16 protein-coding genes are annotated in these 12,954 nt (G+C 71.6%); 9 read left to right on the top strand and 7 right to left on the bottom strand.

Going from position 1 to position 12,954, the window contains the following annotated elements:
- Positions 1–95: 95 nt before the first annotated feature.
- Both ACQEVM_RS05350 and ACQEVM_RS05355 read left to right on the top strand, forming a co-directional pair.
- On the top strand, positions 96–371 hold the full coding sequence (locus ACQEVM_RS05350; RefSeq protein WP_433075569.1) for a hypothetical protein: 276 nt from the start codon (positions 96–98) through the stop codon (positions 369–371).
- A gap of 128 nt (positions 372–499) precedes the next feature.
- Positions 500–1,270, top strand: a complete 771-nt coding sequence (locus tag ACQEVM_RS05355) for a hypothetical protein (RefSeq protein WP_433075572.1) — start codon at positions 500–502, stop codon at positions 1,268–1,270.
- An 18-nt stretch (positions 1,271–1,288) separates the two neighbouring features.
- Here the strand turns inward: ACQEVM_RS05355 and ACQEVM_RS05360 are convergent, their stop codons facing one another.
- The 5 genes from ACQEVM_RS05360 to ACQEVM_RS05380 form a co-directional block, all read right to left on the bottom strand.
- A complete protein-coding gene (locus tag ACQEVM_RS05360; RefSeq protein WP_433075575.1) occupies positions 1,289–1,501 on the bottom strand; it encodes a PspC domain-containing protein in 213 nt (70 codons plus the stop codon).
- Positions 1,502–1,540: 39 nt separating this feature from the next.
- Positions 1,541–2,095 carry a VanZ family protein gene (locus ACQEVM_RS05365; RefSeq protein WP_433075578.1) on the bottom strand — a complete coding sequence of 185 codons (555 nt, stop codon included), beginning with the start codon at positions 2,093–2,095 and terminating at the stop codon, positions 1,541–1,543.
- A 64-nt stretch (positions 2,096–2,159) separates the two neighbouring features.
- Entirely contained in the window at positions 2,160–2,795 is a 636-nt protein-coding gene (locus ACQEVM_RS05370) for a PH domain-containing protein (protein WP_433075581.1), read from the bottom strand.
- Positions 2,796–2,820: 25 nt separating this feature from the next.
- Positions 2,821–3,462, bottom strand: coding sequence for a class F sortase (locus ACQEVM_RS05375; RefSeq protein WP_433075584.1), 642 nt, complete (start codon positions 3,460–3,462; stop codon positions 2,821–2,823).
- 114 nt (positions 3,463–3,576) lie between these two features.
- Entirely contained in the window at positions 3,577–4,308 is a 732-nt protein-coding gene (locus ACQEVM_RS05380) for a hypothetical protein (RefSeq protein WP_433075587.1), read from the bottom strand.
- Positions 4,309–4,563: 255 nt separating this feature from the next.
- Between ACQEVM_RS05380 and deoC the strand changes: the two genes are divergently transcribed.
- From deoC to ACQEVM_RS05395, 3 genes are read left to right on the top strand one after another with little or no spacing between them, the layout of a single operon-like run.
- Positions 4,564–5,526, top strand: a complete 963-nt coding sequence (gene deoC / locus ACQEVM_RS05385; RefSeq protein WP_267802810.1) for a deoxyribose-phosphate aldolase — start codon at positions 4,564–4,566, stop codon at positions 5,524–5,526.
- A gap of 5 nt (positions 5,527–5,531) precedes the next feature.
- A complete protein-coding gene (locus ACQEVM_RS05390; protein WP_433075590.1) occupies positions 5,532–6,968 on the top strand; it encodes an aldehyde dehydrogenase family protein in 1,437 nt (478 codons plus the stop codon).
- The gene (locus tag ACQEVM_RS05395) at positions 6,961–7,872 is read left to right on the top strand and encodes an aldehyde dehydrogenase family protein (RefSeq protein ID WP_433075593.1); all 912 of its coding nucleotides are present in this window, start codon (positions 6,961–6,963) and stop codon (positions 7,870–7,872) included. Before ACQEVM_RS05390 ends, ACQEVM_RS05395 begins: the two co-directional genes overlap by 8 nt.
- Positions 7,873–7,934: 62 nt before the next feature.
- On the opposite strand, the gene ACQEVM_RS05400 is transcribed toward ACQEVM_RS05395, so the two are convergent.
- Positions 7,935–8,300 (bottom strand): hypothetical protein, encoded by a 366-nt coding sequence (locus tag ACQEVM_RS05400; RefSeq protein ID WP_053682717.1) that lies wholly within the window; start codon positions 8,298–8,300, stop codon positions 7,935–7,937.
- 150 nt (positions 8,301–8,450) lie between these two features.
- On the opposite strand from ACQEVM_RS05400, the gene ACQEVM_RS05405 reads away from it, so the two are divergent.
- On the top strand, positions 8,451–9,083 hold the full coding sequence (locus tag ACQEVM_RS05405; RefSeq protein ID WP_433075597.1) for a uridine kinase family protein: 633 nt from the start codon (positions 8,451–8,453) through the stop codon (positions 9,081–9,083).
- Positions 9,084–9,241: 158 nt separating this feature from the next.
- On the opposite strand, the gene ACQEVM_RS05410 is transcribed toward ACQEVM_RS05405, so the two are convergent.
- Positions 9,242–9,934, bottom strand: coding sequence for a SigE family RNA polymerase sigma factor (locus ACQEVM_RS05410; protein ID WP_267802793.1), 693 nt, complete (start codon positions 9,932–9,934; stop codon positions 9,242–9,244).
- 171 nt (positions 9,935–10,105) lie between these two features.
- Here ACQEVM_RS05410 and afsQ1 point away from each other — a divergent pair, with 171 nt between their 5' ends.
- From afsQ1 to ACQEVM_RS05425, 3 genes are read left to right on the top strand one after another with little or no spacing between them, the layout of a single operon-like run.
- Positions 10,106–10,783, top strand: coding sequence for a two-component system response regulator AfsQ1 (gene afsQ1, locus ACQEVM_RS05415; RefSeq protein WP_180291024.1), 678 nt, complete (start codon positions 10,106–10,108; stop codon positions 10,781–10,783).
- A 53-nt stretch (positions 10,784–10,836) separates the two neighbouring features.
- Positions 10,837–12,267, top strand: a complete 1,431-nt coding sequence (locus tag ACQEVM_RS05420; RefSeq protein ID WP_433079822.1) for an ATP-binding protein — start codon at positions 10,837–10,839, stop codon at positions 12,265–12,267.
- Complete coding sequence (locus ACQEVM_RS05425) at positions 12,251–12,892, top strand: hypothetical protein (protein WP_433075602.1); 642 nt, start codon at positions 12,251–12,253, stop codon at positions 12,890–12,892. The genes ACQEVM_RS05420 and ACQEVM_RS05425 overlap by 17 nt, the downstream gene beginning before the upstream one ends.
- Positions 12,893–12,954 lie beyond the last annotated feature (62 nt).

A 12,954-nucleotide genomic window follows, 5' to 3' on the forward strand; every position in this document is an offset into this window, starting at 1 on the left:
GGGCGCTTTCTCGTATTTACAGATGTTTGCGGGCCGGGGTTTGAAGTGACTAGTTTGCGGAGCCGCTCAATTCCCCGTCGCAAGGACGATCCTTCATGAAGCAGTCAGCTGCCAAGACCTTCGGCCTCGCCGCTCTCGGTGCAGTCGCCGCCGTTGCCGCCGCCGCCGGTTCCGCCGCCGCCGTGCCCGCCGTCGGCCTCACGGACGCCCTGGGTCCCGTCACGGGCGCCCTCCAGAGCGCCACCAGCCAGCAGCAGGTGAAGGGCGCGGACGGTCATTCGAGCGACCCCGCGGCCCCGCTCGGCCAGCTCACCGACTCCCTCGGCCCCACCCTCGGCGGTCTGCCCGTCGGTGGCGCGCTCGGCGGCTGACCCACGCCGGAACACGCACGCGAGTACGCATGGCGCACACCGCTTCGAGCAGGTGTGCGCCACGTCGCGTCGTGTGCCACGATCGCCGTCAACTGCCCGCCAACGCACGCGGTATGAGGTCATCGGTCATGCGCCTGAAGGCACCAGTCAAGCTCGGAGCGGCCACGGCCGCACTGCTCCCCGCCCTCCTCCTCGGAGCGGTGGGTTGCAGCGGTACGGGCACCCCCGAGGCCGACAAGGCCCCGGACCCCAAGGGCTCCGCCTCGGCCCCGAACCCGTCCTCGGGCGCCCCCGGAGCCCCCGCCGGTTCGGCCGCGCCGAAGAAGGGCGGCAACAGACTGGAACGGTCGGCCCTCGAACAGGGCGACCTCGCCGGCTACCAGATCTCCGCCCAGGGCAAGAACCCGAACGCCCCCGACGGCCAGCCGCAAGCCGACAGGAAGCCCTGCCAGCCGCTCGCCGACATCATGGGCGACAAGCCCGACCCGGCCGCACGGGAAACCGTCAACCGGGGCGTCGGCTCCCAGAAGCAGGTCGGCCTCGCCGTGTCCGCCTCCGTCAGCTCCTACGCGGAGAAGGACGCCAAGCGGCTCATGTCCCGCCTGCGCGACGCCGTCGCCGCATGCGGTTCCGGCTTCGCGGCCACCGTGCAGAAGCAGACCGGCAGCTACCGCGACGTGAAGCCGATCGCGTACGAGACCGGCGGGGACGAGAGCGTCAGCTGGACCACGACCGCCGCCGCCCAGGGCGTCTCCGCCCAGGTCCACCTGGTGGTCGTGCGCGAGGGAGACACCGTCGTACGGCTCATGGCCCTCAACGTGGCCGCCGCCGAGAAGAAGGCGCAGGTCCCCCGGGAAGTGGCGGACAAGCAGCTGGAAAAGGTCCGGCGGGCGGCCTGATCGAACCGGCGGAACGGACTACCAGGCGGTGTGGGCGGAACCGGCGGCGTGCTTCTGGTTCGGCAGGAGCACCCACAGCGCCAGGTAGATCAGGAACTGCGGACCCGGCAGCAGGCACGACAGGACGAAAATGATCCGCATCGTCTTCGCCTTGATTCCGAAACGCTGCGCGAGACCGGCACAGACGCCACCGATCATCCGTCCGTCACGGGGGCGGGTAATCGCGCTCATGGGATTCTCCTTCGTATGGGATCGCTTTCCTGCGATGCCTCAATACTCGCGGGGAACCGCCGACAACACCTCGGTCCAGGGGCCGAGGTCGACCCTGGTGATTCTCGGGGTGTGCCCCTGAGAACGCCTCAGGCGTGCCCTCAGGGCCGGCACCACCGTCGCGTGCGCGATCAGCACCCCGGCGGTGTTCAACAACAGCGAGTCCACGTCGACCACCCGACCCGGGACCGCCGTCTGCAACATCAGGATGCTCAGCGACACCAACGCCCCTGCGGCCGCCGTCCGGGCCAGCGAGGACCACGCGGCCAGCGGCGACGGCGCGAGCCGACCGCCGATCAGCGGCAACAGCACCCCGAGCGGAGCGAGCAGGGCCAACCCCTTGCCGATCCGACGGGCCGCCTCCAGCGGTCCGTACGCGAGGTCCGCCCGGATCCCCTCCAGCGGGGACAGGTTCGCGGCCGCCGCCCAGGGCACGTCCAGTGGCCGCAGGCTCAGCCAGCCGACGACGAGGAGATGGGCGGCCAGCAGGGCCCCGCCCAGGAGCCGGAGCCGAAGATCTATGGCGGCGCTGCCGCCGCCCTCATGACGCTGCACACCAGCGAGGACGCAGGCCCCGGTGGCGGTGGTTCCGGCGGTTCGCAAGCGACTGCGCCACGTTTCAGCCGGTGGCGAGCAGCACGATCAGCGCGACCGCGCCGATCACGGCGGGCGCGATGATCTCGAACGACCACCGGACGCTCACGTCGCCCTTCGCCCCCGCGCGCGTGGCCCCGCGCTCGGCCAGCTCCCGCAGCTCGTCCACGATCTTGTCGGCGCCCGCCCGCTGCGGCCCGTCGACCTCCGCGCCGGCCCCCTGCTCCGGGGACAGCCCCGTGCCGGTCAGACCACCGCGCCGACTGTGGGGTCGCTGCGCCTTCTTCCGCTCGCGCAGCGAGACCGGCACGGACCACAGCTGGTAGGTGGAACCCTCCGCCAGCACCTCGGCCGAGTAGCCGGCGCGCACCGTGTCCACGGCCGCCCAGGGCAGTTCGATCACGCGGAAGGGATTGCGCACCCGCATGCGGTCGTCGTTGGCGAAGACGGCGGGCCGGAAGGTGAACGCCACGATGAGCGGAACGGCGCACACGGCGATGGCCAGCGCCACCCACCGCGTCGATCCCTGCCCGCGCAGGACCGCGTCCCCGCAGAGCCAGGCGACCAACCCGAGCATCAGCACGCCCGTGACGATGGCCATGGGCGAGCGGTAGACCCGGTCGTCGTACACCGGCTCGTCAGGGGGCTGCTGGCTGCTCATGCGCCCGATTGTGCCTCACGCCGTCTCACCCCACGAGATCGGCGTACAGGATGATGTTGTCGGGGCGGTGGCCGTCGGTGATCTCGCCGCCGCAGGTGACGACGCGCAGCTCCGGGCGGGTGGTGTTCCCGTACACCTTGGCGGTGGGGAAGCTCTTCTTGTCGACCTGCTCCAACTCGCGCACCCGGAAGACGGCGGAGCCGCCGTCCGCGCGGGACACGGTGATCTCGTCGCCGACGTGGACCTTGGAGACGTCCTTGAGCACGGCCGGGCCGCGCGCGGTGTCGAAGTGGCCGATCAGCACGGCGGGACCGGTCTGACCCGGGGTGACGCCCTTGGTGTACCAGCCGATCTTGTCCCCGTCGGCGACGGAGGGCACCTGGACGGTGCCGTCGCGCTCCAGCCCCAGGCGGAGCACGGGAGAGGTGTCGACACCGGCCGCGGGGATCCGTACCCGGACCGGCTCCGAGGCGGGCAGCGGCGTGACGGCCGCCGGCGGCGCGGCGGACGACGTCGAGGCGTCCCGCGCGGGCGTCGCCGCGATGTGCGGCGCCGGTGCGGCGGCCTCCCCGGCGGGGCGTGCGGAAGCGCCGCACGCGGTCAGGGCGGCCAGCGCGACGGGTGCGAGGAGGGCGGCGGCGAGCAGGGGGCGGACGCGATGGGCCATGGAAGTGCTCCGGGAACGGGCCGGTGTGGCGCGGGCGGTGAGGGAACGCCGTCCGGCGGGCCACCGCGAAGGTGACCCGCCGGACGGCGTGTGTGACAAGGGGATCGGCGGCGATCAGGCGCGGCCGCGGGAACGGCGGGAGAGGTGCATCGCCGCCGCGCCGAGCGCGGCGAAGATCGCCACGAGGCCGGCGCCGGCCGCGACCGTGCTGCTGTCGTCCGTGTCCTCGACGGCGATCTCCGCGCCCGCGGCGACCGCGCCCCGGGGGACGACCGCCGTCTGCGCCTTCACGTCGGTCTTCGTGGTGACGCCCGCAGCGGCCGAGGGCTTCGCGGACGACACGACGGTCGGCTTCGCGGGGGCGGCGGTCGAGGGCTTGGCGGACGGCTTCGCGGAGGGCTCGGCGGAAGGCTTCGTGGACGGCTCGGTGGACGGCTTGCCCTTCGGCAGCGGGTGGCTGCTCGTGCCCGCCGGCCCGCGGACGGTCAGCGAGGGGGCCGCGGTGTCCGCCTTGACGAGCGTGAACGCGTACCCGTTGACCGTGGCGGCGGGGTGCGTGCGGTTCAGCACGTCGTACACGTGCCCCGCCCAGCCGTCGGAGGGCTTCCAGTCCGGGCCGACGGCGCGCAGCCACACCTCGGGACCCTCGGACTCGTTCCGCAGCACCGCCAGCACGCCCTCGGCCACCAGGACCAGCTCCCCGGCGTGGCGGTCGCTGCCCGAAGTGGTCCCGGACACCGTGGTGACGGCCTGGGGAGCGGGTGCGGCGAACGCGCCTGCGGCGGGAGCGAGGAGGGCGCCGGCGAGGGCGGCGGTGACGATCGAGGTGCGGAGGGCGGTACGCATAACGACTCCTGAAGCGTGGGTGAGGAAAGTGGAGGAGAGTCGCATGCCGCGTTGAGTCTGGTCGGTCTGGTTCACCGGGTCAGGTGTGGCGGGCTGCTGAAGAGAAATCTATGGATCTTCTGCGGTCGGACGATCCTGTTCCTGTCACCGGATCGTCACGACGCGCGGTCGTTCGGCAGGCGCATGCGTTTTCGGTTGATTCGGGGGAGGGGGGTGACAGGCCGCTACGCGCGTAGATATGCTCATGTGGTGACCATGCCCACCACCCTCACCGCATTCGCTGACGTGACGACGTCCGACAGTGCGCTGCGCCGCTTCCTGCACGGGCTGCCCGGCGTAGACGCAGTCGGACTGGAGGCCCGCGCGGCCTCCCTCGGCACCCGCTCGATCAAGACGACGGCCAAGGCTTATGCCATCGACCTGGCCATCTCGATGATCGACCTGACGACGCTCGAGGGTGCGGACACCCCGGGCAAGGTCCGGGCGCTGTCCCACAAGGCCGTCAACCCCGATCCGACCGACCGTACGACGCCCATGACCGCCGCGGTCTGCGTCTATCCCGACATGGTGGCCACCGCCAAGGCGGCGCTGAACGGAGCCGACGTCAAGGTGGCGTCCGTCGCCACGGCGTTCCCCGCCGGCCGCGCCGCCCTGCCCGTGAAGCTCGCGGACACGGCCGACGCCGTCGCCGCAGGTGCCGACGAGATCGACATGGTCATCGACCGTGGCGCCTTCCTCGCCGGCCGCTACCTGGACACGTACGAGCTGATCCGCTCCGTCAAGGAGGCCTGCGTCCGCCCCGACGGCACCGCCGCGCGCCTCAAGGTCATCTTCGAGACCGGCGAGCTGTCGACCTACGACAACATCCGCCGGGCCTCCTGGATCGGCATGATGGCCGGCGCCGACTTCATCAAGACGTCCACCGGCAAGGTCGGGGTGAACGCCACCCCCGCGAACACCCTGCTCATGCTCGAAGCCGTCCGCGACTTCAAGGCGCAGACCGGGATCCAGATCGGCGTGAAGCCGGCCGGCGGCATCCGCACGACCAAGGACGCGATCAAGTTCCTGGTCCTGGTCAACGAGACCGCGGGCGAGGACTGGCTGAGCAACCACTGGTTCCGCTTCGGCGCCTCCAGCCTGCTCAACGACCTGCTGATGCAGCGCCAGAAGCTGAGCACCGGCCGTTACTCCGGTCCCGACTACGTGACGGTGGACTGATCACCATGGCATCCCTTTTCGAGTACGCACCCGCCCCCGAGTCCCGCTCGGTCGTCGACATCGCCCCGTCCTACGGGCTCTTCATCGACGGCGAGTTCACCGAGGCCGCCGACGGCAAGGTCTTCAAGACCGTCTCGCCGTCCTCCGAGGAGGTCCTGGCCGAGGTCGCCCAGGCCGGCGCCGCCGACGTGGACCGCGCCGTCAAGGCCGCCCGCAAGGCCTTCGAGAAGTGGTCCGCGCTGCCCGGCTCCGAGCGCGCCAAGTACCTCTTCCGCATCGCCCGGATCATCCAGGAGCGCAGCCGCGAGCTGGCCGTCCTGGAGACCCTGGACAACGGCAAGCCGATCCGGGAGACCCGCGACGCGGACCTCCCGCTGGTCGCCGCGCACTTCTTCTACTACGCGGGCTGGGCCGACAAGCTCGACCACGCCGGCTACGGCGCGAACCCGCGCCCCCTCGGTGTGGCCGGCCAGGTCATCCCGTGGAACTTCCCGCTGCTGATGCTCGCCTGGAAGATCGCCCCGGCGCTCGCCACCGGCAACACGGTCGTGCTGAAGCCCGCCGAGACCACCCCGCTGTCCGCGCTCTTCTTCGCGGACATCTGCCGCCAGGCGGGCCTGCCCAAGGGCGTCGTCAACATCCTCACCGGGTACGGCGACGCGGGCGCGGCCCTCGTCGAGCACCCGGACGTCAACAAGGTCGCCTTCACCGGCTCGACCGCGGTCGGCAAGAAGATCGCCCGCCACGTCGCCGGCACGGACAAGAAGGTCACCCTGGAGCTGGGTGGCAAGGGCGCGAACATCGTCTTCGACGACGCCCCGATCGACCAGGCCGTCGAGGGCATCGTCACCGGGATCTTCTTCAACCAGGGCCAGGTCTGCTGCGCGGGCTCGCGCCTGCTGGTCCAGGAGTCGATCCACGACGAGCTGCTCGACTCGCTCAAGCGCCGGCTGTCCACGCTGCGCCTGGGCGACCCGCTCGACAAGAACACGGACATCGGCGCGATCAACTCCGCCGAGCAGCTCGCCCGGATCACCGCGCTCGCCGAGACCGGCGAGGCCGAGGGCGCCGAGCGCTGGTCCCCGGCCTGTGAACTCCCGTCCGCCGGCTACTGGTTCGCCCCGACGCTCTTCACGAACGTCACCCAGGCGCACACCGTCGCCCGCGACGAGATCTTCGGCCCGGTGCTGTCCGTGCTGACGTTCCGCACGCCCGACGAGGCCGTCGCCAAGGCCAACAACACCCAGTACGGCCTGTCCGCCGGCATCTGGACGGAGAAGGGCTCGCGGATCCTCGCGGTCGCGAACAAGCTCCGCGCGGGCGTCGTCTGGGCCAACACGTTCAACAAGTTCGACCCGACCTCGCCCTTCGGCGGCTACAAGGAGTCGGGCTTCGGGCGCGAAGGCGGCCGTCACGGCCTGGAGGGCTACCTCGATGTCTGAGCAGCAGAACCGCCTCAGTGTCTTCAAGACCTACAAGCTGTACGTCGGGGGGAAGTTCCCCCGCTCCGAGAGCGGCCGGGTGTACGAAGTGACGGCGAAAGCATCGTCGAGTGGCAAGGGCAAGTGGCTGGCCAACGCGCCGTTGTCCTCCCGCAAGGACGCCCGTGACGCGGTCGTCGCCGCCCGCAAGGCCTTCGGCGGATGGGCCGGCGCGACCGCGTACAACCGCGGCCAGGTCCTCTACCGCGTCGCAGAGATGCTGGAGGGCCGCCGCGAGCAGTTCGTCCGCGAGGTCGGCGAGGCCGAGGGGCTCTCGAAGTCCAAGGCCGCGGCCGTCGTGGACGCGGCGATCGACCGCTGGGTCTGGTACGCGGGCTGGACCGACAAGATCGGCCAGATCGTGGGCGGGGCCAACCCGGTCGCGGGCCCGTTCCTCAACCTGTCCACCCCGGAGCCGACCGGCGTGGTCACGGTCGTCGCCCCGCAGGACTCCTCGTTCCTGGGCCTGATCTCGGTGATCGCCCCGGTGATCGCCACGGGCAACACCGCGGTCGTCATCGCGAGCGAGAAGTCCCCGCTGCCCGCACTGTCCCTGGGCGAGGTGCTGGCCACCTCCGACCTGCCCGGCGGCGTGGTCAACATCCTGTCCGGCAAGGCCGGCGAGATGGGCCCGCACCTGGCGTCCCACCAGGACGTCAACGCGATCGACCTGGCGGGCGCCGACGTGGCGCTGGCCAAGGAGCTGGAGATCGCGGCGGCCGACAACCTCAAGCGCGTCCTGCGTCCACAGCCTGTGGACGACTGGACGGCCGACCCGGGCACCTCCCGCCTGACGGCGTTCCTGGAGACCAAGACGGTCTGGCACCCCACGGGTTCGCTCGGCTCGGGCGGCTCGTCCTACTAGGCCCTCGGACCGGCCCCGGCAGCGACCCCCGTGCTGCCGGGGCCTTCCCGTACCCGCGTTGCCTACTTGCCCGCCGCCGGGAGCAGCGGCCCGAGCAGCGAGGACGCCGCCGCGGTGGGGAGTTCACCGACCGAGGGGCCCTGGGTCAGCACTCCCGTGACCATGCCCGTGCCGACCGACGGGAAGTCCGCGATCTTGGTGGCCACGCCGTTGTCGAGCGGATCTACACCGGTGTGGGCCAGCGGGTTCACCTTGAGGTTGGAGATGGGGTCGGCGACGCCCGCCAGGGCCGCCGGTACCGAGAGTTCGCCGGCCTGGGCGCCTCCCGCCGCCATCGCCAGGGCCGCGCCGGCCATGGTCAGGGTGAGGCCCGCGCCGCGAAGGGCGCGCGTACCGGCGCCGTTGCCGGGGGCTGCGTGACGTGCCATGAGGATCCCGCCTGTGGTCGTGGTCGCGTGCGCACGCAGCGTAGTGGAGGTGCGGGTGTCGGCACCAACGGGCCGCGCGGGTGTGAGAGTGCTCGCAGGGCACGTCGCGGATGTGTCGATACCGCGGTTCATGGTTCACACTGGTGTCCCGTGAGCTGTTCCTCTCCTCTGCCAACGCGTGTCGTGCTGCTGACCGGACCCTCTGGCTCCGGCAAGTCCTCGCTCGCGGCCCGTTCCGGGTTGCCCGTGCTGCGCCTGGACGACTTCTACAAGGAGGCGGACGACCCGACCCTCCCCCTGGTCGAGGGCAGCTCCGACATCGACTGGGACTCCCCGCTGTCGTGGGACGCGGAGTCGGCGGTCGCCGCCATCTCCCGACTCTGCGCGGTGGGCCGGACCGAGGTCCCGACGTACTCCATCGCCACCTCCTCGCGGACCGGGACCGAGATCCTGGACATAGCGCGGACCCCGCTGTTCATCGCCGAGGGCATCTTCGCGGCGGACATCGTGGCGCGCTGCCAGGAACTGGGGCTGCTCGCCGACGCGATCTGCCTGCGGGGACGACCCTCGACGACCTTCCGGCGGCGCCTCGCGCGGGACCTGCGGGAGGGCCGCAAGTCCCTGCCGTTCCTGCTGCGCAGGGGTTGGCGGTTGATGCGGGCCGAGCGGGGCATCGTCGCCCGGCACACCGCTCTCGGCGCCCATGCCTGCGGCCGTGACGAGGCGTTGGGCCGGCTGGCCGCCTGCGCCGCCGGCCGCCACCGCGCAGCCGCCCCGGCCTGACCCCGCCCGGCTCGGGCACCCGTTGCGCGCGCATGCGAAAAGGCGGGATCACGCGGACCCCCGGCCGCTTGATCCCGCCTTCTCTCCCCCCGCGACCCCCGCCCCACCCCCGCAGGACGGGCCCCCCGGCCCCGTGGTCCAACCCCCGTTGGTCTCTGTCAGGCGACGAGCTCGCCGAAGGAGTCCGACTCGTCGCGGCCGAAGCTCAGCGCCTCGTCGTCCCGCAGGCGCCGCAGCGACCGCCAGATGCTCGACTTCACCGTGCCGACGCTGATGCCCAGGATCTCGGCGATCTCCGGGTCCGTGCGGCCCTCGTAGTACCGAAGCACCAGCATCGTGCGCTGCGGCTCCGGGATGCGGGTCAAGGCCTGCCACAGCACCGTGCGCAGTTCCGTGCCGCGCATCGCGTCCGTGTCGGAGGCCGTCTCCGGCAGTTCCTCGGTCGGGTACTCGTTCAGCTTCCGCCGACGCCACGCGCTGATGTGCAGGTTCGTCATCGTGCGCCGCAGGTATCCGCCGACGGCGGCCTTGTCGCTGATCCGGTCCCAGGCGCGGTAGGTGGAGAACAACGCGCTCTGGAGCAGGTCCTCGGCCTCGTGACGGTCACCGGTGAGGTGGAAGGCCGTCGCGTAGAGGGCGGCCCGCCGCTCCTGGACGTACGCCGTGAACTCGGCCTCCGAGGAGGACGGGATCCGTGCGGCGGGAACCGCCTGGTACGTGTTCGCGTCGATGGCTACAGGGTGCGTCGGTCGCGGACGGGCGACCGTCGCCGTACGGACACCCGCCCGGCGGTTCACATCGTGCAGCCGCGTGACAACCGCGCTGGTCGTGGTGCTGTGCAGCGTGTTCATCTCGCGCCCCCCGTCGTGGAGTCTGCTTCGGTCCGTTCGTTGGTATGAAGACTGCCCGGCGGAGATAACCGGGTTGTCCTTCGACTGTCACAGGCCTGTCACAGGGACCTGTGAGCGATCTCCACCTCAGGACTGTCGAAGTCCCAACGGCTGATGGGACAGAATGAGCCCGTGCCTTTCCTGTTGCTGATCGAGGACGACGACGCCATCCGCACGGCCCTCGAACTTTCCCTGTCACGCCAGGGCCACCGAGTGGCCACCGCGGCGACGGGCGAGGACGGCCTGAAACTGCTGCGCGAGCAGCGGCCGGACCTGATCGTGCTGGATGTGATGCTGCCCGGCATCGACGGCTTCGAGGTGTGCCGGCGGATCCGCCGCACCGACCAGCTGCCGATCATCCTGCTCACCGCCCGCAGCGACGACATCGATGTCGTGGTGGGCCTGGAGTCGGGTGCCGACGACTACGTGGTCAAGCCCGTCCAGGGCCGGGTGCTCGACGCCCGCATCCGGGCCGTGTTGCGCCGTGGCGAGCGGGAGGCGAGCGACTCCGCGGTCTTCGGGTCCCTGGTCATCGACCGGGCGGCGATGACGGTGACGAAGAACGGCGAGGACCTCCAGCTGACGCCGACCGAACTGCGGCTGCTGCTGGAACTCAGCCGCCGGCCCGGTCAGGCCCTGTCCCGGCAGCAGTTGCTGCGGCTGGTCTGGGAGCACGACTACCTCGGTGACTCGCGCCTCGTCGACGCCTGCGTACAGCGGTTGCGCGCCAAGGTGGAGGAAGTGCCGTCCTCACCGACGCTGATCCGTACCGTTCGGGGCGTCGGCTACCGGTTGGACTCCCCGCAGTGATCAGAGCCCTGTTCGCGGGCCGGCGCTGGACCAGCCTGCGGCTGCGGCTCCTGATGGTGTTCTCGCTGGTGGCGCTGACGGCCGCCGTCTCGGCCTCCGGCATCGCGTACTGGCTGAACCGCGAGGCGGTGCTCACGCGCACCCAGGACGCGGCCCTGGGGGACTTCCGCCAGGAGATGCAGAACCGTGCCGCCGCGCTCCCCGGCGATCCGACGCCCGCAGAGATGCAGCGCACCGCCGAGTTGATGGCGGGGAGCAGCCCCGGTTACAGCGTGCTGCTGGTGGACGAACGCAAGGACGGCCGCAAGGTGTTCGGCGCGGCGGGCCCGGACACCTTCGGGCTGAACGACGTGCCGAAGTCCCTGCAGAGCGCGGTGAACGACCGGCAGAAGGCGACGGCCGCCAACGACGCCGACTACCACATGTACTGGCAGCGGACGAAGCCGCGCGGCAATCCGTACCTGGTCGGCGGGACGCGGATCGTGGGCGGCGGCCCGACGGGCTACATGTACAAGTCGCTGGCGCAGGAACGGGACGACCTGAACGCGCTGGGCTGGTCGCTGACGATCGCGACGGGACTGGCGCTGCTCTGCTCCGCGCTGCTCGCCCAGGCCGCGGCGCGCACCGTCCTGAGGCCCGTGCAGCGGCTGGGGGACGCGGCGCGACGGCTGGGCGAAGGGGAGCTGGACCACCGGCTGGACGTGTCCGGGACCGACGAACTCGCCGACCTGGCGCACACCTTCAACAAGACGGCGGAGGCGCTGGAGAAGAAGGTGGCGGACATGAGCGCGCGGGAGGAGTCCAGCCGACGGTTCGTCGCGGACATGTCCCACGAGCTGCGTACTCCGCTGACGGCCTTGACGGCGGTCGCGGAGGTGCTGGAGGAGGAGGTCGACGACCTCGATCCGATGATCGCGCCGGCGGTGGCCCTGGTGGTCAGCGAGACCCGGCGGCTCAACGTCCTGGTCGAGAACCTCATGGAGGTCACCCGCTTCGACGCGGGGACGGCCCGCCTGGTGCTGGACGACGTGAACGTCGCCGACCAGGTCACGGCGTGCATCGACGCCCGGGCCTGGCTCGACGCCGTCGAACTCGACGCGGAGCGCGGCATCGTGGCGCGCCTCGACCCTCGGCGGCTCGACGTGATCCTGGCCAACCTGATCGGCAACGCGCTCAAGCACGGCGGTTCGCCGGTGCGGGTGTCGCTGGCCGTCGAGGGGGAGTGGCTGGTGATCGTGGTCAAGGACAACGGGCCGGGCATTCCCGAGGAGGTCCTCCCGCACGTCTTCGACCGGTTCTACAAGGCGAGCGCGTCCCGTCCCAAGTCCGACGGCAGCGGGTTGGGGCTGTCGATCGCGATGGAGAACGCGCACATTCACGGCGGCGACATCAGCGCGGCCAACGGGGCCGACGGCGGGGCGCAGTTCACGCTGCGGCTGCCGGTGGACGTGGGGAAGGCGGTCATCCGTGACGCGGACGCGTAGGGCCCTCGCGGGCATCGCCCTCGGCGTGTTGCTGACCGGCGCCTGCGGGTGCGGGATCCGGGCCACGACCGTGCCCGTGGACGTCGGTGCCGCGCCCTCGCGGGTGTCCTGCGACACCCCCGATCAGGCGGGCGGGCAGAGCGGCGTGCAGGGGGTCCGCGCCACGGTGGCGCTGGTGTGCGGATCGCAGCTGGTGAACGTCGAGCGGGTGATCCCGGTGCCCGAGAAGCCGGTGCGCGACCCGCTGCTCCCGGCCGCGCAGGCCCTGCTGGAGGCGTTGGAGAAGGAACCGTCCGCGGCGGAACGGGACGCCGGTTTCACGACCGGGGTGCCGGAGGGGCTCCAGGCGGCGCCGGCGCGCGCGGGCGACCCGGCGGGCACGGTGCGGTTGAGCCGCAGGCCGGAGGACCTGCCACCGGTGGCGCTGTCCCAGCTGGTGTGCACGCTCGCCGACAGCGACGCGGTGTCGGCGGGGCCCGGCCCGGTGGTGCTGGGCGGGCCGGACGCTGATCCGCCGCGCGCCTGGGAGTGCGGCGAGGCCGTGCGCTCGCGCCCGGAATCGGTGGCGACGCTGGGGGACGTGGTCCGCCCGTCGACGACCCCGAAGGCGTCCCCGACCCCGTAGGCGATCCGAACGGACCGGCCCGGCCCGGACGACACGACGGCCCCCGGAGCGCGAACTCCGGG

Origin of the sequence: Streptomyces sp. CA-243310 (genome assembly GCF_050936775.1) — a bacterium.
GTDB lineage: Bacteria > Actinomycetota > Actinomycetes > Streptomycetales > Streptomycetaceae > Streptomyces.

Bases quoted from the DNA above. Each gene is read 5' to 3' on its own strand.
- ACQEVM_RS05395 (WP_433075593.1), top strand. From the start codon at position 6,961: ATGTCTGAGCAGCAGAACCGCCTCAGTGTCTTCAAGACCTACAAGCTG.
- ACQEVM_RS05400 (WP_053682717.1), bottom strand. From the start codon at position 8,300: ATGGCACGTCACGCAGCCCCCGGCAACGGCGCCGGTACGCGCGCCCTT.
- ACQEVM_RS05355 (WP_433075572.1), top strand. From the start codon at position 500: ATGCGCCTGAAGGCACCAGTCAAGCTCGGAGCGGCCACGGCCGCACTG.
- deoC (WP_267802810.1), top strand. From the start codon at position 4,564: ATGCCCACCACCCTCACCGCATTCGCTGACGTGACGACGTCCGACAGT.
- ACQEVM_RS05380 (WP_433075587.1), bottom strand. From the start codon at position 4,308: ATGCGTACCGCCCTCCGCACCTCGATCGTCACCGCCGCCCTCGCCGGC.
- ACQEVM_RS05410 (WP_267802793.1), bottom strand. From the start codon at position 9,934: ATGAACACGCTGCACAGCACCACGACCAGCGCGGTTGTCACGCGGCTG.
- ACQEVM_RS05420 (WP_433079822.1), top strand. From the start codon at position 10,837: ATGGTGTTCTCGCTGGTGGCGCTGACGGCCGCCGTCTCGGCCTCCGGC.
- ACQEVM_RS05360 (WP_433075575.1), bottom strand. From the start codon at position 1,501: ATGAGCGCGATTACCCGCCCCCGTGACGGACGGATGATCGGTGGCGTC.
- ACQEVM_RS05370 (WP_433075581.1), bottom strand. From the start codon at position 2,795: ATGAGCAGCCAGCAGCCCCCTGACGAGCCGGTGTACGACGACCGGGTC.
- ACQEVM_RS05390 (WP_433075590.1), top strand. From the start codon at position 5,532: ATGGCATCCCTTTTCGAGTACGCACCCGCCCCCGAGTCCCGCTCGGTC.
- ACQEVM_RS05350 (WP_433075569.1), top strand. From the start codon at position 96: ATGAAGCAGTCAGCTGCCAAGACCTTCGGCCTCGCCGCTCTCGGTGCA.
- ACQEVM_RS05375 (WP_433075584.1), bottom strand. From the start codon at position 3,462: ATGGCCCATCGCGTCCGCCCCCTGCTCGCCGCCGCCCTCCTCGCACCC.